Origin of the sequence: Streptomyces sp. PsTaAH-124, from assembly GCF_000373685.1 — a bacterium.
Classification (GTDB): domain Bacteria; phylum Actinomycetota; class Actinomycetes; order Streptomycetales; family Streptomycetaceae; genus Streptomyces; species Streptomyces andamanensis.
In genome coordinates, this window is sequence record NZ_KB892209.1 from 132,902 (window position 1) to 152,175 (window position 19,274).

Sequence of the window (19,274 nt, forward strand, 5' to 3'; positions counted from 1 at the left end):
AGTACGAATGGGGCGATTCGCACCCGCTGTGCGGTCGGGTGCTTCTGATCAGTGGATAGTAGTTTCCTTATCGTGGAACTTCAATGGTTTGTTGATGTCGAGATTCTCTGAGTCGAGGGAAGCTGGCGCTCGGTGCCAGCCCGTTCACTCCAGGTGCGCCAGGTCCGCTTCCGTGTCGATGTCGTAGGGCTGCGCCACGTCCGCGCACTCGATCAGGACGATCCGCCCGGCGTGCTCCTTCAGATAGCCGCGTGCCCCCCGGTCGCCGGCGGCACTCGCCGCGATCCCCGCCCAGTGCGCGGCGCCGAACAGGACCGGATGCCCGCGCACCCCGTCGTACGCCGCCGAGACCAGCGACGTCTCGTCCCGGAACGCCGCCCGCACCCGGGCCGCCGCCACGGCCCCGATCCCGGGCTGGTCCACGAGCGAGACCAGCACCGCCCGCGCCCCCGAATCCGCGAGCGAATCCAGCCCGGCCCGCAGCGAGGAGCCCATGCCCTGCTCCCAGTCCGCGTTGTCCACGAGCACACAGCCCTCCAGCCGGGCCCGCCGCCGCACCTCGTCCGCCCGCGCGCCCAGCACCACGTGCACCTCGGCGCAGCCCGCCGCGCGCAACACCCCGACCGCGTGCTCCACCAGCGGCCGGCCCCGGTGGGTGAGCAGTGCCTTGGGCCGGCCGCCGAGCCGTCGCCCGCCACCGGCCGCGAGCACGAGACCGGCCACCTCGTCATCCGTATGTGTCATACGTCCTGCATACCTGACGGCCCGTCGACCGCGCCGATCGGGCGAGGCTGAATTTCGGTCCGCACGCTGGCGCACCCCGTTCCGGTGGCGTTTACTGACCCGGGTCCGGGGACTGCGCGCGGCGACGTGCGAGGGGGAGGGCTGTGTTGCGGAGCTTGGGACAGCGGCCGGTGACCGGCGGCAAAGAGGATCCGCGGGTGGCGGGGCTGCGCGCCGCCGTATCCCGTCTGCGTCGTGAACTGGCCACGCATCCGGGGGAGTTCCCCGACCGTGCGATAGCCGAGGACGAGCTCGCCGCACTCGCCGCGCTCTCGGCGGCGACCGCTCCGGGCAGCCCCGAGATCCCCCGGCTGCGCCGCTCCCTGCTGCTGATCGCCGGCTCGATCGGCTCCGTCAGCGCCCTGCGCCCCGGCCTGGCCGAGGTGCGCGACGCGGTGGACCTGTTCGGACCGCCGCCGCCCCTGCGCTGAGGTCCGCGCTCGGGGGCGCACGCCGCATATCGAGGGCTCGCGCGCCGCGTACGCCTCCGGGGCGCGTGCGCCTCCCGAGCACGTACGCCTCCCGGGCGTGTGCGCCAGGGGCGCCGTCGTACCCCTCCCGCCGCCCGGGTTCCCCTCGGAACCCGTGCCTCAGGGCCTGCGCCGCCGTACGAGCCCCTGCTCGGTGGCCGCCGCCACCGCCGCCGTACGGGAGTCGACGCCCAGCTTGGCGTAGACGTGCACCAGGTGGGACTTCACCGTGGCCTGGCTCAGGAACAGGCGCTTGCTGATCTCCAGGTTGGACAGGCCGTCGCGGACCAGCTCCAGGACCTCCAGCTCACGGCGGCTGAGCGCGGCGGCCGGTGTGCGCATCCGGTCCATCAGCCGGTGGGCGACCGCCGGGGCCAGCGCCGAACGGCCGGAGGCGGCGGTGCGCACCGCCGCGGCCAGCTCCTGCGGCGGCGCGTCCTTCAGCAGATAGCCCGCCGCCCCGGCCTCCACCGCGGCCAGGATGTCCGCGTCGGTGTCGTACGTGGTGAGCACCAGGACGCGCGGGGCGCCGGGCCGGGCGGTGATCGCCGCCGTGGCCTCCGCGCCGTGCATCCCGTGCGGGCCGAACTGGAGATCCATCAGCACCACGTCGATCCCGCCCGCGGCGGCCAGCTCCACCGCGCGCTCCGCCGTCGGCGCCTCCGCGACGATCTCGAAGTCGGGCTCGGCGGACAGCACCGCCTTGAGACCGGCGCGGACCACGGGGTGGTCGTCCGCGAGCAGCAGCCGCACGCTCACGCGCCGCCTCCCGTGTCCCGGGCCACCGGCCAGGGCAGGGTGACCGCCACCGCCGTGCCCTGGCCCGGCGCGGACTCCACCGCGAAGGTGCCGCCCAGCGCCTCGGCGCGCGAGCGCATCGCGGGCAGCCCGAAACCGCCGTCCACCCCGGCGCGCGGGGACACCGCCCGGCGCCCGCCCGCGGCCCCCGCGCACCCCGCGCCCCCCGCGCCCGCACCCACGGCCGTCGGCACCGCGTCCGGCACGAAACCCGCCCCGTCGTCGACGACGTCCAGCGCCACCGCCGTGTCCATGAAGCTCAGCGTGACCTCCGCACGGGCGGCGCGGGCGTGCCGCAGGGTGTTGCCGAGCGCCGACTGCGCGATCCGCAGCAGCGCCACCTCGTACGGAGTGGGCAGCGCCGCCGGGCTGCCGCTCACCGAGAAGCGGACCGCGGGCGGGCCCACCGCGCGCGAGCAGAGCCGTTCCAGCGCGCCGGTGAGCGAGCCGTGCTCCAGGTCGGGCGGGGTCAGGGCGCGGACGAAACGGCGGGCCTCGGCGAGATTGTCCTGCGCGGCGGCGCGGGCCTGCTCGATGTGCGCGGCGGCCGGTGAACCGGCGGGCACCTCGCGCTGGGCGGCGCGCAGCAGCAACTGGATGCTGGACAGGCCCTGGGCGAGCGTGTCGTGGATCTCCCGGGCCAGCCGCTCCCGCTCGGCGAGGGTGCCCGCGGCCCGTTCGGCGGCGGCCAGGTCCGCGCGGGTGGCCACCAGCTCCTCGATCAGCTCGCGGCGCCGCTCGCTCTCCCGGTACAGGGCCTCGTAGCCGAGGACCGTGGCCACGGCGACCGCCGCGCCGAGCAGCGGGCCGATGAACACCCCCGCGTTGATCCGCTCCGCGTGTCCGGCGAACCCGGCGATGGCCGCCGCCGCGGTCGCCGCGACCGCGGGCAGGCCCCAGCGCACCGGCAGCAGATGCAGCAGCAGGAAGTACAGCGGGAACGCCGCCCACACGGCCTGGGGGGAGTACGCCAGCAGGACCAGCCAGGCCGCGCCGAGCGCCGCGAGCCACACCGCCGAGCGGCGCCGGGAGCGCAGCACCGCGGGCCGGAGCACACCGAAGGCGAACACCGCGCCCGTGCCGAGCGCCGCCGCCACCGTGCCGGGTCCCGTCGCATGGGCCGCGGCGAGCCCGAGCAGCCCCGCGAACAGGGCGTACAGGCACAGGCGCAGGATGACGGCGACGGGGGAGCGGGGGCGGAGGTCCATGGCCCGTCCAGCGTAAGCGGGCCGGGCGCCGCACCGGTCAACCGAAAGGTGGAAAGACGGCTGCTCCCTTCGGCCCGGCACGAGCGTGCCCCGGGGCGATGCCCGGCGAGGGGTGCGCGGCCGAGGCTTGGGCACATGTTCGTCGCATGGAGAGACCTCCGGTTCGCCAAGGGGCGGTTCGCCCTGATGGGAGCCGTGGTCGCACTGATCACCCTGCTCGTGGGGCTGCTGTCCGGGCTGACCGCCGGGCTCGCCGGGGAGAACACCTCGGCGGTGAAGGGGCTGCCCGCCGACCATCTCGCCTTCGCCGCGCCGCCGGCCGGGCAGTCGGTGTCGTTCACCGGCTCGTCGCTCGCCCCCGAGGCCGTGGACCGGTGGTCCCGGTGGGTGCCGTACGCCGAACCGGTCGCGATCCGCACCGTCGACGCCACCGCTGAGGCGGGCACGGGCACGGGTGCGGGCACCGCATCGGGCGGGCGCAGGGCGGCGCTGGCGGTGTTCGCCGTACGGCCCGCCTCCGGGCTCGCCCCGTCCGGTGTCGCGCCCGGACACGCGGTGCTGTCGACCGGCGCGGCCGCCGCGCTGGGCGCCGGTGCCGGGGACCGGATCCGGCTCGGCGAACGGTCCTGGACGGTGGCGGCGGTCTCCGGGCGCGCCTCCTACAGCCATGTGCCCGTGGTGTGGACGGCGTGGGACGGCGGCCGGGCGACCGTGATCGCGCTGCGCGCGCACGGCGCCGACCTGGCCGCCGGGGACCGCGCCGCCGGCACCCGCACGCTCACCAGGGACGACGCCCTGACGGCCATCGGCTCCTACCAGGCGGAGAACGGCTCCCTGCAACTGATGCGCGGCTTCCTCTTCGTCATCTCCGCGCTGGTCGTCGGAGCCTTCTTCACGGTGTGGACGATCCAACGCTCGCCCGACATCGCCGTGCTCAAGGCACTCGGCGCCTCCACCCGCCATCTGCTGGCCGACGCCCTGGGGCAGGCGGTGGTCCTGCTGGCGGCGGGCACCGCGCTGGGCACCGGGCTGGCCTGCCTGGCGGGTGTGCTGGTACGCGGCGGGACGGTGCCCTTCGTGCTCGACCCGCCCACCGTCCTGGTGCCCGCCGCGGTGATGACCGCCCTCGGTGCGCTCGGCGCCGGACTGTCCGTGCGGCGGATCACCGCCGTCGATCCGCTGACCGCGCTGGGAGGCGTGCGATGAGCCTGCTGCTGGACGACGTGACCCTGACCTACCCGGACGGCGACGGCCGGCTGACCGCGCTGGACCGGGTGAGCCTGGAGGTGCCCGCGGGCACCGTCACGGCCGTGGCCGGGCCCTCCGGATCGGGCAAGTCGAGCCTGCTCGCGGTCGCGGCCACGCTGATCACCCCGGACAGCGGGAGCGTACGGGTGGCGGGCGTGCCCACCGGGCGGCTGAGCGCCGCCGAGCGGGCCGTGCTGCGCCGCCGCGCCATCGGGATCGTCTTCCAGCAGCCGAACCTGCTGCCGTCGCTGACGGCGCTGGAGCAACTGGAGCTGATGGCCCGCCTGGACGGCCGCCGCGCGGCGGGCTCCCGCGCCCGGGACCTGCTGGCCGCGGTCGGCCTCGCCGATCAGGCGCACCGCCGCCCGCACCAGCTCTCCGGCGGCCAGCGGCAGCGGGTGAACATCGCCCGCGCGCTGATGAACGAGCCCTCGGTGCTGCTCGTCGACGAACCCACCAGCGCCCTGGACCAGGAACGCGGCGCGGCCGTCCTCGGCCTGCTGATCCGCCTCACCCGCGACCGGGGCACCGCCACGGTCCTGGTCACCCACGACCGGGCCCACCTCGACGCCGTGGACGCGGTACGGGAGATGCGGGACGGACGGCTCACCGCGACGGCGGCGGCCACCACCTGAGGGCGCCCGCACCCGGTACGGGTGCGGTGGCCCCGGCCGGGCGGCTCAGACCGCCGGACCGGCGCTGGTCAGCGCCTGGGACAGCTCCGCCGCCACCTGCTGGAGCACCGGGACGATGCGCTCGGTCGCGGCCTCCGTGACCCGGCCGGCCGGACCCGAGATGGAGATCGCGGCGGCGGTGGGGGAGTCGGGCACGGTGACCGCGAGGCAGCGGACTCCTATCTCCTGCTCGTTGTCGTCCATGGCGTACCCCAGCTCGCGCACGTCCGCCAGGGCCGCGAGGAAGCCCTCGGGGGTGGTGATCGTCTTCTCGGTGGTGGCGGGCATGCCGGTCCGGGCGAGCAGGGCGCGCACCTCGTGGTCCGGGGTGTGCGCCAGCAGCGCCTTGCCCACGCCCGTCGAGTGCGGCAGCACCCGCCGGCCCACCTCGGTGAACATCCGCATCGAGTGCTTGGAGGGCACCTGCGCCACGTACACGATCTCGTCGCCGTCGAGCAGCGCCATGTTCGCCGTCTCGCCGGTCTCGTCGACCAGCCGGGCGAGGTAGGGGCGGGCCCAGGTGCCCAGCAGCCGCGAGGCCGACTCGCCCAGGCGGATCAGCCGGGGGCCGAGCGCGTACCGCCGGTTCGGCTGCTGGCGGACGTAGCCGCAGGCCACGAGCGTGCGCATCAGGCGGTGGATGGTCGGCAGGGGCAGGCCGCTGGCCGCGGACAGCTCACTGAGGCCCACCTCGCCGCCCGCGTCCGCCATCCGCTCGAGCAGATCGAAGGCGCGCTCGAGGGACTGGACCCCACCGCTCGCGGAGGACTTGGCGGAGTCGGTGGTGCTGGCGCTGGACGTCGGCACGGCGCGTTCCTTTCGGGGCGGGCAGGAAGGGCCAAAGCCTACCCGGGGGCCGGTTGACTCCCTGCCTGTACGGAACTACGTTCTGTCTGTTGGAATTCTAATTCCGCTTTGTGGAAACGTCCAGAGTGCACGCGCCGACCGGCTGTCCGGCAGTGTGCCTCTTGACGAGGTGAGGGTGGGAGTGAAGACTCCTTCAACAGAACGTTGAAGTCCGTTACATGGGTGTAAATGGGTGTATTCCACCTGCCCATCCCTGTACCCGTACGTCTGTTGTCACGTCTGTGTTCTCCCGTGTCCACGGCGCCGCGCCGCCGCGGACCGGCGGGGCCGCGCGACCCGCCTCCCGGGCCCGCGGCGGCGGCGAAGAGCCGACGAAGCGACGAAGAGACGAAGCGACGAAGAGATGGCGAAGAGAGGGGTCCCGGTGTCCGACGCCGAACTGGTGCTGCGCTCGACACGAGTCATCACGCCCGAGGGGACGCGTGCCGCGTCCGTCGCGGTCACCGGCGGCACGATCACGGCCGTCCTGCCCCACGACGCCGAGGTCCCCGCCGGTGCCCGCCTGGAGGACCTCGGCGACGACGTGCTGCTGCCCGGACTGGTCGACACCCACGTCCATGTGAACGACCCCGGCCGCACCGAGTGGGAGGGCTTCTGGACCGCCACCCGCGCCGCGGCGGCCGGCGGCATCACCACCCTGATCGACATGCCCCTCAACTCCCTGCCGCCCACCACCACCGTGGACAACCTGCGGATCAAGCAGGACGTGGCCCGGGACAAGGCGCACATCGACGTCGGCTTCTGGGGCGGCGCCCTGCCCGGCAACGTCAAGGACCTGCGCCCGCTGCACGACGCGGGGGTCTTCGGCTTCAAGGCGTTCCTCTCGCCCTCCGGTGTGGACGAGTTCCCGCACCTGACCCGGGAGGCGCTGGCCACCTCGCTCGCCGAGACGGCCGGCTTCGGCGGTCTGCTGATCGTGCACGCCGAGGACCCGCACCACCTGGACGCCGCCCCGCAGCACGGCGGCCCCCGGTACACCGACTTCCTCGCCTCCCGGCCGCGCGACGCCGAGGACACCGCCATCGCCACCCTGATCGCCGAGGCGAAGCGGCTGGACGCGCGCGTGCATGTGCTGCACCTCTCCTCCAGCGACGCGCTGCCGCTGATCGCCGAGGCCAGGGCCGAGGGCGTACGGATCACCGTCGAGACCTGCCCGCACTACCTGACCCTGACCGCCGAGGAAGTACCGGACGGCGCCAGCGAGTTCAAGTGCTGCCCGCCGATCCGCGAGGCCGCCAACCAGGACCTGCTCTGGCAGGCGCTGGCCGACGGCACCATCGACTGCGTCGTCACCGACCACTCGCCCTCCACCGCCGACCTGAAGACCGGCGACTTCGCGACCGCCTGGGGCGGCATCTCCTCCCTCCAGCTCAGCCTGGCCGCCGTCTGGACCGAGGCGCGCGAGCGCGGGTACGGCCTGGAGGACGTCGTGCGCTGGATGTCCGCCCGCACCGCCGCCCTCGTCGGCCTCGACCGCAAGGGCGCCATCGAGCCCGGCCGGGACGCCGACTTCGCGGTCCTCGCCCCCGAGGAGACCTTCACCGTCGACCCGGCCGAGCTCCAGCACCGCAACCGCGTCACCGCCTACGCGGGCCGCACGCTGCACGGCGTGGTCAGGTCCACCTGGCTGCGCGGCGAACGCATCGTCGCGGACGGCGAGTTCACCGCACCGAAGGGCCGGCTGCTGACCAGGCCCCACTGAGCCACCTCCCGTACGCGCGGCCGCGTGACCCGTTCCCGCGCCCGCGCCCCCACCGGCCGACTCCCGAAAGGAAGCACTGATCACCGTGACGGCGACTCCTCGTTTCACCGGCGACGCGAACCCCTACGGAGGCGGTGACCCGTACGCGGACTACCGCACCGCCGACTTCCCCTTCACCCAGTACGCCAACCTCGCCGACCGCCGCCTCGGCGCCGGTGTCGTCGCCGCCAACGACGAGTTCTTCGCCCAGCGCGAGAACCTGCTGGTGCCCGAGCGCGCCGAGTTCGACCCGGAGCACTTCGGGCACAAGGGCAAGGTCATGGACGGCTGGGAGACCCGCCGCCGCCGCGGTGTGTCCGCCGAGCACCCCTGGCCCACCGAGGACGACCACGACTGGGCGCTGATCCGCCTCGGCGCGCCCGGCGTCGTGCGCGGGGTCGTCGTCGACACCGCCCACTTCCGCGGCAACTACCCGCAGGCCGTGTCGGTCGAGGGCACCTGCGTGGCGGGCTCGCCCTCCCCGGCGGAGCTCCTCGCCGACGACGTCAAGTGGACGACCCTCGTCCCGCGCACCCCGATCGGCGGCCACGCGGCCAACGGCTTCGAGGTCGGCGTCGAACAGCGCTTCACGCACCTGCGCGTCAACCAGCACCCGGACGGCGGCATCGCGCGGCTGCGCGTGTACGGCGAGGTCGTGCCCGACCCGGCGTGGCTGGCGGCGCTCGGCACCCTCGACGTGGTCGCCCTGGAGAACGGCGGCCGGGTCGAGGACGCCTCCAACCTCTTCTACTCGCCCGCCACCAACACCATCCAGCCGGGCCGCTCCCGCAAGATGGACGACGGCTGGGAGACCCGGCGCCGCCGCGACCAGGGCAACGACTGGATCCGCTACCGGCTGGTCGCCCGGTCCGAGATCCGGGCCCTGGAGATCGACACCGCCTACCTCAAGGGCAACAGCGCGGGCTGGGCCTCGGTGTCCGTCAAGGACGGCGAGGACGGCGAGTGGCGCGAGGTGCTGCCGCGCACCCGCTGCCAGCCCGACACCAACCACCGCTTCGTCCTGCCCGAACCCGTCGTCGGCACGCACGCGCGCGTGGACATCTTCCCGGACGGCGGCATCTCCCGGCTGCGCCTGTTCGGTGCGCTGACCGAGGACGGCGCCGCGGGCCTGGCCGCCCGCCACCAGGAACTGGGCGGCTGACCCGCTCCGCTCCCGGCCCCCGGCGGCGGGGCGCACCGGCCCGACAGCACCGGTGCGCCCCGCCGCCCGAGGGGGCCTCGGCTCACGCGGCGTGCCCGCCGTCCACCGCGAACTCCGCGCCGGTGACATAGGCCGCGTCGGCCCCCGCGAGGAACGCCACCATGGACGCCACCTCGTCGGCGGTGCCGAAGCGGCCCAGCGCAGTCATGGCCGCCTGGCCGGGGGCGAGCGGCCCGTCGGCCGGGTTCATGTCGGTGTCGATCGGACCCGGGTGGACGAGGTTCGCGGTGATCGCGCGCGCTCCCAGCTCCCGGGCGAACGCCTTGGTCAGTCCGGTCAGGGCGGACTTGCCGGTCGCGTAGAGGGTGCCGCCGGGCCCCGGCACGCGCTGGGTCATGCAGGTGCCGATGGTGATGATCCGGCCGCCGTCCGCCATCCGTACGGCGGCGGCGCGGCAGGCCAGGAAGACGGCGCGCACGTTCACCGCGAGCACCCGGTCCACATCGGCGAGCGAGAGGCTCTCCACCGGGCCCAGCACGCCCACGCCCGCGTTGTTCACCAGCACGTCGAGGGTGCCCAGCGCGTCGGCCGCGCGGTCGACGACGGCCGACGCCTGCGCCGGGTCGGCCGCGTCCGCGCGCAGGGCCACCGCCCGCCGTCCGAGTCCCCGTACGGTCCGGACCACCTCGTCCGCCGCGTCCTTGCCGTTCACATAGGTGAGCGCCACATCGGCGCCCGCGCGGGCCAGTCGCACCGCCGTCGCCGCGCCGATGCCGCGGCTGCCGCCGGTCACGAGCGCCACCCTGCCGTCCAGGGGCCACCGCGAGGCCCCGGAAGCAGAAGCCCCGACGGCCGGGGAAGCCGCCGCGGCCGCGGAAGCAGCGGGCGTGGCCGCAGAACCAGAAGCAGGACCAGAAGCAGAAGCAGAAGCTGTCGAAGTCATGCCCCCATCCCAGCGGCCGGGCCGCCCCGGCGCTGGCGGCCTCCGGACGCCGACGTGGGCCGGGAAAACGCCCGGGAACGCCCCCGGAAGAGCGGCTCGCATGAACGTCCCGGGAACACCTGACCGCCTTCGGTCAACGGCCGGTGAATTCACCGGACATGCCGGGAAGCTCCACAGTCTTGTCATTGACATGCCACTGTCTACGCGCGTCATCATGAGGCATGAGATTCCCCCCACGCATGACCCGCATCGGCGCCGCGGGCGCCCTCCTGTCCGCCCTCCTCGTGGGCGGCACCGTCTCCGCCGCCGCCCCGGCCGGCGCCGCCACGGCCTCGGTCGGCAGCATCTGCTACGGCGACCTGCCCTCCCAGGCGCACCACACGCTCGACCTGATCGACCAGGGCGGGCCCTTCCCGTACGACCAGGACGGCGTCGTCTTCCAGAACCGCGAAGGCGTCCTGCCCAGCCGGTCCAGCGGCTACTACCACGAGTACACGGTCGTCACCCCCGGTTCCCCCACCCGGGGCGCGCGACGGATCGTCACCGGTGAGAAGAACCAGGAGGACTACTACACCGCGGACCACTACGCGACGTTCGACCTGGTCGACTTCGGCTGCTGAGCCCGGCCCGCGCGGCCGCCGCCGAGGAACCGCGGAGCCTCACCGCCCGCGGCCCTCGGCGGCGGCGAACAGGGCGCAGCCCAGCACGATCAGCACGAAGCTCGCGAACACCTCGTAGCCATGGAGAAAAGCCAGGCGCTGCACCATGCCCACGCGCCAGTGGGTGAAGTCCTGCACGAAACCCAGCACGCCCTGCGCCAGGGCGATGAACCCGGCGACCTCCAGAACCTTCTTCATGGAAGCGAGCCTCGCCCCGCCGGACCTCCGCGCGCATCGGCCGCGGGGCGCGGTCCGGCCGCCGGAGGTCTACGTTCCCGCCGGGCCGGTGAGCCGGAAGTCTCCCGTGTCGCGACTTTGGTCGCACAACCGCTCCGGACCCGTGAAGCGGGCCACCCGCGTTGCGTAGATTTGTCGACTGTGAAGACTGACACGACGCTCCAGGAGCCGGTGGCGTTCGCCGGACGGCGGTGGTGGCTGCCGTCCGCCGTGGCCGACGAACTCGACCCCGACACCAGCGGCGGCGGCCGGCCCCGGCGCACCGCGCGCGACTGGATCGTCGACTTCCTCTGCTTCCTCCTGGCCGTCCTCCTCGGGCTCGCCGCCGCCGGCTCGCTCGACGCGGAGCACCTGCCGCACGCCTTCTCCCTCGTCGACCAGGTGATCGGGGCGCTGGCCTGCGCCGCGCTCTGGCTGCGCCGCCGGTGGCCCCTCGCGCTGGCCGTCGCCATGGTGCCCGTCGGCCTGGTCTCGAACACCGCGGGCGGCGCCGGTGTGCTCGCCCTGTTCACGCTCACCGTGCACCGCCCCCTCCGGTACGGGGCCTGGGTCGGCGGCGCCCAGCTCGCGCTGCTCCCGCTCTACTACTGGCTGCGCCCCGACCCCGACCTGTCCTACCCGGCCGTCCTCGCCTTCGCCGTGCTGCTGACCATGTCGGTCATGGGCTGGGGCATGTTCGTGCGGTCCAAGCGGCAGCTCATGCTGAGCCTGCGGGACCGGGCGCGGCGCGCGGAGACGGAGGCGCGGCTGCGCGCCGAGCAGGCGCAGCGGCTCGCCCGTGAGGCCATCGCCCGGGAGATGCACGACGTCCTCGCGCACCGGCTGACGCTGCTGAGCGTGCACGCGGGCGCCCTGGAGTTCCGGCCCGACGCGCCCCGCGCGGAGGTCGCGCGGGCCGCCGGGGTCATCCGGGAGAGCGCGCACGAGGCCCTCCAGGACCTGCGGGAGATCATCGGCGTACTGCGCGCGGGCGACTCCGACGACGCGGGCCGCCCGCAGCCCACCCTCGCGGCGCTGGACGCGCTGGTGGCCGAGTCGCGGGAGGCCGGTATGACGGTGGTGCTGACCGGACAGGTCACCGACCCGGCCGCCGTACCCGCCTCCGTGGGCCGCACCGCCTACCGCATCGCGCAGGAGGCACTGACCAACGCCCGCAAGCACGCCCCCGGCGCGGAGGTCGCGGTGACCGTCACCGGCGCACCCGGCCGGGACCTCGCCGTGCACGTGCGCAATCCGCCGCCCGAGGGGGAGGTCCCGCACGTCCCTGGCTCGGGCCAGGGGCTCATCGGCCTGACCGAGCGGGCCGCGCTGGCGGGCGGCAGCCTGCGCCACGGGCCGACCCCGGAGGGCGGGTTCGAGGTCAGGGCGCTCCTGCCGTGGCCGGCGTGACGGCGCCCGACCGGTGGCCGGGGCGGCGACGGACCGGACGGGCCACCGGCGGCCGTCCGGTGCGGGGCGGCGAGCCGGTGTGGTCACCGCGCGGGCGTTTTGATTGGCTTGGCCCATGACCGCGATCCGAGTGCTCCTCGTCGACGACGACCCGCTGGTGAGAGCCGGTCTGTCCTTCATGATGGGAGGCGCGGACGACATCGAGATCGTCGGTGAGGCGGCCGACGGGCACGAGGTGGAGGCCCTGGTCGAGCGCGCCCGGCCGGACGTCGTCCTGATGGACGTCCGCATGCCGGGCATGGACGGGCTGACCGCGACGGAGCGCCTGCGCGCCCGTCCGAAGGCCCCGCAGGTCGTGGTCCTGACCACCTTCCACGCCGACGACCAGGTGCTGCGCGCGCTGCGCGCGGGCGCCGCCGGGTTCGTCCTCAAGGACACCCCGCCGGCCGAGATCGTCGCCGCGGTGCGCCGGGTGGCCGCCGGTGACCCGGTGCTCTCGCCCACGGTCACCCGCCAGCTCATCCGGCACGCCGCGGGCGGTGCGGGCGAGGACCGGCGCACCCGCGCGCGTGAGCGCCTCACCGCGCTCAACGCGCGCGAGCGCGAGGTGGCCGTCCGGGTCGGGCAGGGCCTGGCCAACGCCCAGATAGCGGGCGAGCTCTACATGAGCGTCGCCACCGTCAAGACACACGTCTCCCGCATCCTCGCCAAGCTCTCCCTCAACAACCGGGTGCAGATCGCCCTGCTGGCCCATGACGCGGGACTGCTCGACGAGGAAGCGGGCTGAGGGGCGTCCCGAAGAGGGCGCGCGGCGGGGGCACTTCGCCCCGCCGCCCCGCGTTGTACGGGACACGGGGCGGTGCCGGACGGTGCGCGCGCCCCGGAGGGGAGCGAGCATGGCGGACGTGATCGATCTGGCGGAGTACGGCGAGGGGTTCCGCACGGACCCCCACACCGTCTACGCCGAACTGCGCGCACTCGGCCCGGTCCACCGGGTGCGGCTGCCACCACCGGAGAGCTACGACACCTGGCTCGTCGTCGGCCACGAGGAGGCCCGCGCCGCCCTCGCCGACCCGCGGCTCGCCAAGGACGTCGCCGGACTCGACATCCGGCCCGTCGAGGAGGAGGCGATCGGCCGGCATCTGCTGATCGCCGACCCGCCGCACCACACCCGGCTGCGGTCCCTGGTCACCCGCGCGTTCACCGCACGGCGCATCGAGGCGATGCGGCCCCGGATCCAGGCGATCACCGACGAGCTGCTGGACGCGATGCTGCCGCTGGGGCGGGCGGATCTGGTGGAGGCGTTCTCCTATCCGCTGCCGATCACGGTGATCTGCGAGCTGCTCGGGGTGCCGGAGATGGACCGGACCGCGTTCCGGGACATGTCGAACGAGTTCGTGGCGCCCACCAGCGAGGAGGGCTTCCTCGGCTCCGTGGAGCGGCTCGGCGCCTATCTCACCGAGCTGATCGAGGACAAGCGGGTCGCGGGCCCCGCCGACGACCTGCTGAGCGCGCTGATCCGCACCACGGCGGAGGACGGCGACCGGCTCTCCTCCGGGGAGCTGCGCGGCATGGCCTTCCTGCTGCTCATCGCGGGCCACGAGACCACGGTCAACCTCATCACCAACACCGTGCACACCCTGCTCAGGCACCCCGCGCAGCTCGCCGAGGTGCGCGCCGACCCCGCGCTCGTGGACGCCGCCGTGGAGGAGACCCTGCGCTACGAGGGCCCGGTGGAGAACGCCACCTTCCGCTACGCGGCCCGGCCACTGGAGATCGGCGGCACCGCCATCGCGCAGGGCGAGCCGGTGCTGATCGGGCTCGCGGCGGCCGGCCGGGACGGCGCCCGCTATCCGGCGCCGGACCGCTTCGACCCGCACCGCGACACCCGCGGTCACCTCGCCTTCGGTCACGGCATCCACTACTGCCTGGGCGCCCCGCTGGCCCGTCTGGAGGCCCGTACCGCCCTGCACACACTCCTGCGCCGCGCCCCCGCCCTCGCCCTCGACGGCCCGCCGGGCGCATGGCTCCCGGGCATGCTGATCCGCGGCACCAGGAGCCTGCCGGTCCGCTGGTAGCCACGGCGGGCCGGGTCACCGGCCCGCCGCCTGCCGCCGCCTGCTCAGCCGGCCGCCGCCTGCCGCCCCCGCTCAGTCGGCCGCCGTGCCGTCCGGGATCTCGGCCAGCCGCACCGGCCGGTGTTCGCGGCGGGACTGCTCGCACGCCTCGGCGATCCGGAGCGCCTGGAGGGCCTCGTGGCCGTCGCACGGGTTGGGGCGCTGGCCGAGCAGGACGTCGACGAAGGCGTTCAGCTCGGCCTCGTAGGCGGGGCCGAAGCGCTCCAGGAACCCGGTCCACGGCTTGTCCGCGGCCGGTGGCCCGGTCGGTTCGGTGGACGCGATCGGCGTACGGTCGTCGAGGCCGACGGTGATCTGGTCGCGTTCCCCGGCCAGCTCCATGCGGACGTCGTAGCCCGCGCCGTTCAGCCGGGTCGCCGTCGCCGTGGCGAGGGTGCCGTCGTCCAGGGTGAGCACCGCCGCGCCGGTGTCGATGTCGCCGGCCTCCCGGAACATGGCGGGACCGGCGTCGGAGCCCCGGGCGTACACCTCGGTGATCTCGTGCCCGGTCACCCAGCGCAGCGCGTCGAAGTCGTGGATCAGTGTGTCCCGGAACAGGCCGCCGGACAGCGGCAGCCAGTCGGCGGGCGGCGGTGTGCGGTCCGAGGTCAGCGCGCGCACGGTGTGCAGGCGCCCGAGCCGTCCCGAGCGCACCGCCGCGCGCGCACCGGCGTACCCCGGGTCGAAGCGGCGCTGGAAGCCCATCTGGAGGACCGTCCCGGCCGCCGCCACCTCGGCCAGCGCCCGCAGGGTGCCCGGCAGGTCCAGGGCGATCGGCTTCTCGCAGAACACCGGGAGCCCGGAGCGCGCCGCCCGGCCGATCAGGTCGGCGTGCGCCTGGGTCGTCGTGCTGATCACCACCGCGTCGACGCCCCAGGTGAAGATCTCGTCCACGCCGGGCGCGGCCGTCTCGCCCAGCCGGTGGGCCAGAGCCTGGGCCCGCGCCGGATCGGCGTCCGTGAGGATCAGTGAGCCGACCTCTCGGTGGCGGCTGAGCGTGTTCGCGTGAACGGTGCCGATCCGGCCCGTTCCGATGATCCCGATGCGCATGGGAACAAAGTGGGGGCCCACCCCTGACCCTGTCAATCTGTATGTCAGGACAATCTGACTTCACGACTTCCCGTCAACCGGCCGCCCGGCTACGCTCGGCGGGTGCCCAAACCAGATGTGGACCCCACCGTGTCGCTCGCGCTCGGCGTCGACCGGAGTTCCCCCGTGCCGCTGTACTACCAGCTGGCGCAGCAACTGGAGGCGGCGATCGAGCGGGGCGCCCTGACACCGGGCAGCCTGCTGGGCAACGAGATCGAGCTGGCCGCGCGGCTCGGCCTGTCCCGGCCCACTGTGCGCCAGGCCATCCAGTCGCTCGTCGACAAGGGCCTGCTGGTGCGCCGCCGCGGTGTCGGCACCCAGGTCGTGCACAGCCAGGTCAGACGCCCGCTGGAGCTGAGCAGCCTCTACGACGACCTGGAGGCGGCCGGGCAGCGCCCGAGCAGCAGCGTGCTGGTCAACACCGTCGTGCCCGCGTCCGCCGAGGCCGCCGCCGCGCTGGGGGTGGCCGAGGGGGACGAGGTGCACCGGGTGGAGCGGCTGCGCCTCACCCACGGCGAGCCGATGGCGTACCTGGTCAACCAGTTGCCCGCCGGGCTGCTCGACCTGGACACCGGGCGGCTGGAGGCCACCGGCCTGTACCGCCTGCTGCGCTCGGCCGGGATCACCCTGCACAGTGCCCGGCAGTCCATCGGCGCCCGCGCCGCCTCTGCGCCCGAGGCCGAGCGGCTCGGCGAGAGCGAGGGCTCCCCGCTGCTCACCATGGAACGCGTCACGTTCGACGACACCGGCCGCGCGGTGGAGTTCGGCACCCACACCTACCGGCCGTCCCGCTATTCCTTCGAATTCCAGCTGCTCGTACGGTCTTGAACACAGGCCCCCGCGTCGTCACAATGTCCGGACAAGTGAGCCAGGGCACACGGCCCGGCCTCTCACCCTCGTACGCTCGTGTCAGATAATGCGATGTTCGGGGCTGATGGAACGCTCATCGGCCCCGCGCGTACGTTCGAACACGGCGAGAAGGGCACGGCCTCGTGGCACGGTTTCCAACCTGGGTAGGCATGGCGCTCGCAGGGGCGCTGTCGCTGTCCCTCGCGGGATGCAGCAGCACCGGCGGCAAGCGGGCGGAGGACGCCCGCAAGGCCGCGGCGGCCCAGGGCCGGGCGGCGGTGAACACCCCCCGCTGGACCTTCGCGATGATCACCCACTCCGGGGACGGCGACACCTTCTGGGACATCGTGCAGAACGGTGCCAAGCAGGCCGCGGTCAAGGACAACATCAACTTCCTGTACTCCCACGACGACGAGGCGCAGCAGCAGGCGCAGCTCGTGGACGCCGCGGTGGACAAGAAGGTCGACGGCATCATCGTCACGCTCGCCAAGCCCGACGCCATGAAGGCCGCCGTGGCCCGCGCCGAGAAGGCCGGCATCCCGGTGATCACCGTGAACTCCGGCTCCGCCGAGTCCAAGGCGTTCGGCGCGCTCACCCACGTCGGCCAGGACGAGACCGTCGCCGGGGAGGCCGTCGGCGAGGAGCTGAACAAGCGCGGGAAGAAGAAGGTCCTGTGCGTCCTGCACGAGCAGGGCAACGTCGGCCACGAGCAGCGCTGCGCCGGAGTCGCCAAGACCTTCTCCGGCAAGGTCGACAACCTCTACGTCAACGGCACCAACATGCCCGACGTGCAGTCCGCGGTCGGCGCCAAGCTCCAGGCCGACCACTCCGTCGACGCCGTCGTCACCCTCGGCGCGCCCTACGCGGACACCGCCGTGAAGGCGAAGCAGGACGCGGGCAGCAAGGCCGAGATCGACACCTTCGACCTCAACGCCAAGGTCGCCGCCGAGCTGAAGGACGGCACCCTCGGCTTCGCCGTCGACCAGCAGCCCTACCTCCAGGGCTACCAGGCCGTCGACCTGCTCTGGCTCTACAAGTACAACGCCGACGTCCTCGGCGGCGGCAAGCCGGTGCTCACCGGCCCGCAGATCGTCACCAAGGACCAGGCCGGCGCCCTGGAGCAGTACGCGCAGCGGGGCACCCGATGAGCGCGACCGCGAACCGGGCCGAGGCGGTCGCCGACGAACGGCTGCTGCGCACCTCCCCGCTGCGCAAGCTGCTCGCCCGGCCCGAGCTGGGCTCGGTCGTCGGCGCCGTCGCCGTCTTCGTCTTCTTCGCCGTCATCGCCGACGGATTCGTCCGCGCCTCCAGCCTCAGCACCGTGCTGTACGCGTCCTCCACCATCGGCATCATGGCCGTACCGGTCGCGCTGCTGATGATCGGCGGCGAGTTCGACCTGTCCGCGGGCGTCATGGTGACCTCCTCGGCGCTCCTGTCGTCGATGTTCAGCTACCAGCTGACCGCCAACGTATGGGTCGGCGTCGGCGTCTCCCTGCTGGTCACCCTCGCCATCGGCGCGTTCAACGGCTTCATGCTCACCCGCACCAGGCTGCCCAGCTTCATCATCACGCTGGGCACCTTCCTGATGCTGACCGGCATGAACCTCGGCTTCACCAAACTGATCGACGGCACGGTCTCCACCAAGACCATCGGCGACATGGAGGGCTTCCCGGCCGCCCACGCCGTCTTCGCCTCCACGCTCAGCGTCGGCGGCGTCGACTTCAAGATCACCATCCTGTGGTGGCTCGCCCTGGTGGCCGTCGCCTCCTGGATCCTGCTGCGCACCCGCACCGGCAACTGGATCTTCGCCGTCGGCGGCAACCAGGACGCCGCCCGCGCGGTCGGCGTCCCGGTCACCAGGACCAAGATCGGCCTCTACATGGGCGTGGCCCTCGGCGCCTGGATCTCCGGCCAGCACCTGCTGTTCTCCTTCGACGCCGTGCAGTCCGGCGAGGGCGTCGGCAACGAACTGATCTACATCATCGCCGCCGTCATCGGCGGCTGCCTGATCACCGGCGGCTACGGCAGCGCCATCGGCTCGGCGGTCGGCGCGCTGCTGTTCGGCATGACCAGCAAGGGCATCGTCTTCGCCGAGTGGAACCCCGACTGGTTCAAGTTCTTCCTCGGAGCGATGCTGCTCCTGGCGACCCTGCTCAACGCCTGGGTCCGCAAGCGGGCGGAGGCCACCGCATGACGCAGACCGACACCCGCACGCCCCTGGTGGAGCTGTCCGGCGTCAGCAAGCACTACGGCACCGTCCGCGCCCTCGAAGGCGTCTCCCTCCAGGTGCACGCCGGGGAGATCACCTGCGTCCTCGGCGACAACGGCGCGGGCAAGTCCACGCTGATCAAGATGATCGCGGGACTGCACCGGCACGACGACGGCGTCCTGCGCGTGGAGGGGGAGGAGACCACCCTGTCCTCCCCGCGCGAGGCCCTGGACCGGGGCATCGCGACCGTCTACCAGGACCTGGCCGTCGTCGGCCTGATGCCGGTGTGGCGCAACTTCTTCCTCGGCTCGGAACCCACCCGGGGCACCGGTCCCTTCAAGCGCATGGACGTCGACCTCATGCGCCGCACCACGCACGCCGAACTGCTGCGCATGGGCATCGACCTCAGGGACGTCGACCAGCCCATCGGCACCCTTTCGGGCGGCGAACGCCAGTGCGTGGCCATCGCGCGGGCGGTCCACTTCGGCGCGAAGGTGCTCGTCCTCGACGAGCCCACCGCCGCGCTCGGTGTGAAGCAGTCCGGCGTCGTCCTGAAGTATGTGGCCGCGGCACGCGACCAGGGACTGGGTGTCGTACTCATCACCCACAACCCGCATCACGCGTACCTCGTGGGCGACCGCTTCGTCCTGCTGAAGCGGGGCACCATGGTGGGCCATCACACACGGGACGAGATCACCCTCGACGAACTGACCCGGCAGATGGCGGGCGGCAGCGAACTCGACGACCTCCGGCACGAGCTGGAGAAAAGCACTCCCTGAGGGGAGCGGGCGAGCGGCGGCCACGTCTCCACGCGCGCGCGTGGAGCCCGCC

The 19,274-nt window shown here is 73.6% G+C and carries 20 protein-coding genes; 13 read left to right on the plus strand and 7 right to left on the minus strand.

Annotation, left to right across the window (positions count from 1 at the left end):
• Positions 1 to 144: 144 nt before the first annotated feature.
• A complete protein-coding gene (locus B086_RS0137790; RefSeq protein ID WP_026253191.1) occupies positions 145 to 744 on the minus strand; it encodes a nucleotidyltransferase family protein in 600 nt (199 codons plus the stop codon).
• 143 nt (positions 745 to 887) lie between these two features.
• Here B086_RS0137790 and B086_RS0137795 point away from each other — a divergent pair, with 143 nt between their 5' ends.
• A complete protein-coding gene (locus B086_RS0137795; protein ID WP_037874622.1) occupies positions 888 to 1,214 on the plus strand; it encodes a DUF5955 family protein in 327 nt (108 codons plus the stop codon).
• Between the two features lie 159 nt (positions 1,215 to 1,373).
• Here B086_RS0137795 and B086_RS0137800 read toward each other — a convergent pair whose 3' ends face one another.
• The gene (locus B086_RS0137800) at positions 1,374 to 2,012 is read right to left on the minus strand and encodes a response regulator (protein WP_018571640.1); all 639 of its coding nucleotides are present in this window, start codon (positions 2,010 to 2,012) and stop codon (positions 1,374 to 1,376) included.
• Entirely contained in the window at positions 2,009 to 3,259 is a 1,251-nt protein-coding gene (locus B086_RS0137805) for a sensor histidine kinase (RefSeq protein WP_018571641.1), read from the minus strand. Before B086_RS0137805 ends, B086_RS0137800 begins: the two co-directional genes overlap by 4 nt.
• A gap of 135 nt (positions 3,260 to 3,394) precedes the next feature.
• On the opposite strand from B086_RS0137805, the gene B086_RS0137810 reads away from it, so the two are divergent.
• Together B086_RS0137810 and B086_RS0137815 are read left to right on the plus strand one after the other, a co-directional pair.
• Entirely contained in the window at positions 3,395 to 4,465 is a 1,071-nt protein-coding gene (locus B086_RS0137810) for an ABC transporter permease (RefSeq protein ID WP_018571642.1), read from the plus strand.
• Positions 4,462 to 5,142, plus strand: a complete 681-nt coding sequence (locus B086_RS0137815; RefSeq protein ID WP_018571643.1) for an ABC transporter ATP-binding protein — start codon at positions 4,462 to 4,464, stop codon at positions 5,140 to 5,142. Before B086_RS0137810 ends, B086_RS0137815 begins: the two co-directional genes overlap by 4 nt.
• A gap of 45 nt (positions 5,143 to 5,187) precedes the next feature.
• On the opposite strand, the gene B086_RS0137820 is transcribed toward B086_RS0137815, so the two are convergent.
• Positions 5,188 to 5,988: an IclR family transcriptional regulator gene (locus B086_RS0137820; protein WP_018571644.1), complete on the minus strand. Its 801-nt coding sequence runs from the start codon at positions 5,986 to 5,988 to the stop codon at positions 5,188 to 5,190.
• 424 nt (positions 5,989 to 6,412) lie between these two features.
• On the opposite strand from B086_RS0137820, the gene allB reads away from it, so the two are divergent.
• Together allB and alc are read left to right on the plus strand one after the other, a co-directional pair.
• Positions 6,413 to 7,750: an allantoinase AllB gene (gene allB / locus B086_RS0137825; RefSeq protein ID WP_018571645.1), complete on the plus strand. Its 1,338-nt coding sequence runs from the start codon at positions 6,413 to 6,415 to the stop codon at positions 7,748 to 7,750.
• Between the two features lie 85 nt (positions 7,751 to 7,835).
• Positions 7,836 to 8,951, plus strand: coding sequence for an allantoicase (gene alc, locus B086_RS0137830; protein WP_018571646.1), 1,116 nt, complete (start codon positions 7,836 to 7,838; stop codon positions 8,949 to 8,951).
• A gap of 82 nt (positions 8,952 to 9,033) precedes the next feature.
• Here the strand turns inward: alc and B086_RS0137835 are convergent, their stop codons facing one another.
• Positions 9,034 to 9,753 carry an SDR family oxidoreductase gene (locus B086_RS0137835; RefSeq protein ID WP_018571647.1) on the minus strand — a complete coding sequence of 240 codons (720 nt, stop codon included), beginning with the start codon at positions 9,751 to 9,753 and terminating at the stop codon, positions 9,034 to 9,036.
• A 362-nt stretch (positions 9,754 to 10,115) separates the two neighbouring features.
• On the opposite strand from B086_RS0137835, the gene B086_RS0137840 reads away from it, so the two are divergent.
• Entirely contained in the window at positions 10,116 to 10,514 is a 399-nt protein-coding gene (locus tag B086_RS0137840) for a ribonuclease domain-containing protein (RefSeq protein WP_026253193.1), read from the plus strand.
• A 39-nt stretch (positions 10,515 to 10,553) separates the two neighbouring features.
• Here the strand turns inward: B086_RS0137840 and B086_RS0137845 are convergent, their stop codons facing one another.
• Positions 10,554 to 10,751 (minus strand): hypothetical protein, encoded by a 198-nt coding sequence (locus tag B086_RS0137845; protein ID WP_018571649.1) that lies wholly within the window; start codon positions 10,749 to 10,751, stop codon positions 10,554 to 10,556.
• Between the two features lie 171 nt (positions 10,752 to 10,922).
• Between B086_RS0137845 and B086_RS0137850 the strand changes: the two genes are divergently transcribed.
• The 3 genes from B086_RS0137850 to B086_RS0137860 all read left to right on the plus strand — a co-directional run bounded on the left by B086_RS0137850 (position 10,923) and on the right by B086_RS0137860 (position 14,257).
• The gene (locus B086_RS0137850; RefSeq protein ID WP_078531324.1) at positions 10,923 to 12,179 is read left to right on the plus strand and encodes a sensor histidine kinase; all 1,257 of its coding nucleotides are present in this window, start codon (positions 10,923 to 10,925) and stop codon (positions 12,177 to 12,179) included.
• Between the two features lie 115 nt (positions 12,180 to 12,294).
• Positions 12,295 to 12,966, plus strand: a complete 672-nt coding sequence (locus B086_RS0137855; RefSeq protein ID WP_026253194.1) for a response regulator — start codon at positions 12,295 to 12,297, stop codon at positions 12,964 to 12,966.
• Between the two features lie 109 nt (positions 12,967 to 13,075).
• On the plus strand, positions 13,076 to 14,257 hold the full coding sequence (locus tag B086_RS0137860; RefSeq protein ID WP_018571652.1) for a cytochrome P450 family protein: 1,182 nt from the start codon (positions 13,076 to 13,078) through the stop codon (positions 14,255 to 14,257).
• Positions 14,258 to 14,329: 72 nt separating this feature from the next.
• On the opposite strand, the gene B086_RS0137865 is transcribed toward B086_RS0137860, so the two are convergent.
• Complete coding sequence (locus B086_RS0137865; protein WP_018571653.1) at positions 14,330 to 15,346, minus strand: Gfo/Idh/MocA family oxidoreductase; 1,017 nt, start codon at positions 15,344 to 15,346, stop codon at positions 14,330 to 14,332.
• Positions 15,347 to 15,475: 129 nt separating this feature from the next.
• On the opposite strand from B086_RS0137865, the gene B086_RS0137870 reads away from it, so the two are divergent.
• From B086_RS0137870 to B086_RS0137885, 4 genes are all read left to right on the plus strand, one after another.
• Positions 15,476 to 16,213: a GntR family transcriptional regulator gene (locus B086_RS0137870; protein WP_086024387.1), complete on the plus strand. Its 738-nt coding sequence runs from the start codon at positions 15,476 to 15,478 to the stop codon at positions 16,211 to 16,213.
• A gap of 164 nt (positions 16,214 to 16,377) precedes the next feature.
• Entirely contained in the window at positions 16,378 to 17,382 is a 1,005-nt protein-coding gene (locus B086_RS0137875) for a sugar ABC transporter substrate-binding protein (RefSeq protein ID WP_026253195.1), read from the plus strand.
• A complete protein-coding gene (locus B086_RS0137880) occupies positions 17,379 to 18,428 on the plus strand; it encodes an ABC transporter permease (protein ID WP_018571656.1) in 1,050 nt (349 codons plus the stop codon). The genes B086_RS0137875 and B086_RS0137880 overlap by 4 nt, the downstream gene beginning before the upstream one ends.
• On the plus strand, positions 18,425 to 19,222 hold the full coding sequence (locus B086_RS0137885) for an ATP-binding cassette domain-containing protein (protein ID WP_018571657.1): 798 nt from the start codon (positions 18,425 to 18,427) through the stop codon (positions 19,220 to 19,222). The genes B086_RS0137880 and B086_RS0137885 overlap by 4 nt, the downstream gene beginning before the upstream one ends.
• Positions 19,223 to 19,274: the final 52 nt, after the last annotated feature.

What these genes read in the sequence shown, in the direction of transcription:
- B086_RS0137790 (WP_026253191.1), bottom strand. Translation starts at nt 744, where the DNA reads ATGACACATACGGATGACGAGGTGGCCGGTCTCGTGCTCGCGGCCGGT.
- B086_RS0137805 (WP_018571641.1), bottom strand. Translation starts at nt 3,259, where the DNA reads ATGGACCTCCGCCCCCGCTCCCCCGTCGCCGTCATCCTGCGCCTGTGC.
- B086_RS0137810 (WP_018571642.1), top strand. Translation starts at nt 3,395, where the DNA reads ATGTTCGTCGCATGGAGAGACCTCCGGTTCGCCAAGGGGCGGTTCGCC.
- B086_RS0137815 (WP_018571643.1), top strand. Translation starts at nt 4,462, where the DNA reads ATGAGCCTGCTGCTGGACGACGTGACCCTGACCTACCCGGACGGCGAC.
- B086_RS0137840 (WP_026253193.1), top strand. Translation starts at nt 10,116, where the DNA reads ATGAGATTCCCCCCACGCATGACCCGCATCGGCGCCGCGGGCGCCCTC.
- B086_RS0137845 (WP_018571649.1), bottom strand. Translation starts at nt 10,751, where the DNA reads ATGAAGAAGGTTCTGGAGGTCGCCGGGTTCATCGCCCTGGCGCAGGGC.
- B086_RS0137855 (WP_026253194.1), top strand. Translation starts at nt 12,295, where the DNA reads ATGACCGCGATCCGAGTGCTCCTCGTCGACGACGACCCGCTGGTGAGA.
- B086_RS0137860 (WP_018571652.1), top strand. Translation starts at nt 13,076, where the DNA reads ATGGCGGACGTGATCGATCTGGCGGAGTACGGCGAGGGGTTCCGCACG.
- B086_RS0137865 (WP_018571653.1), bottom strand. Translation starts at nt 15,346, where the DNA reads ATGCGCATCGGGATCATCGGAACGGGCCGGATCGGCACCGTTCACGCG.
- B086_RS0137880 (WP_018571656.1), top strand. Translation starts at nt 17,379, where the DNA reads ATGAGCGCGACCGCGAACCGGGCCGAGGCGGTCGCCGACGAACGGCTG.
- B086_RS0137885 (WP_018571657.1), top strand. Translation starts at nt 18,425, where the DNA reads ATGACGCAGACCGACACCCGCACGCCCCTGGTGGAGCTGTCCGGCGTC.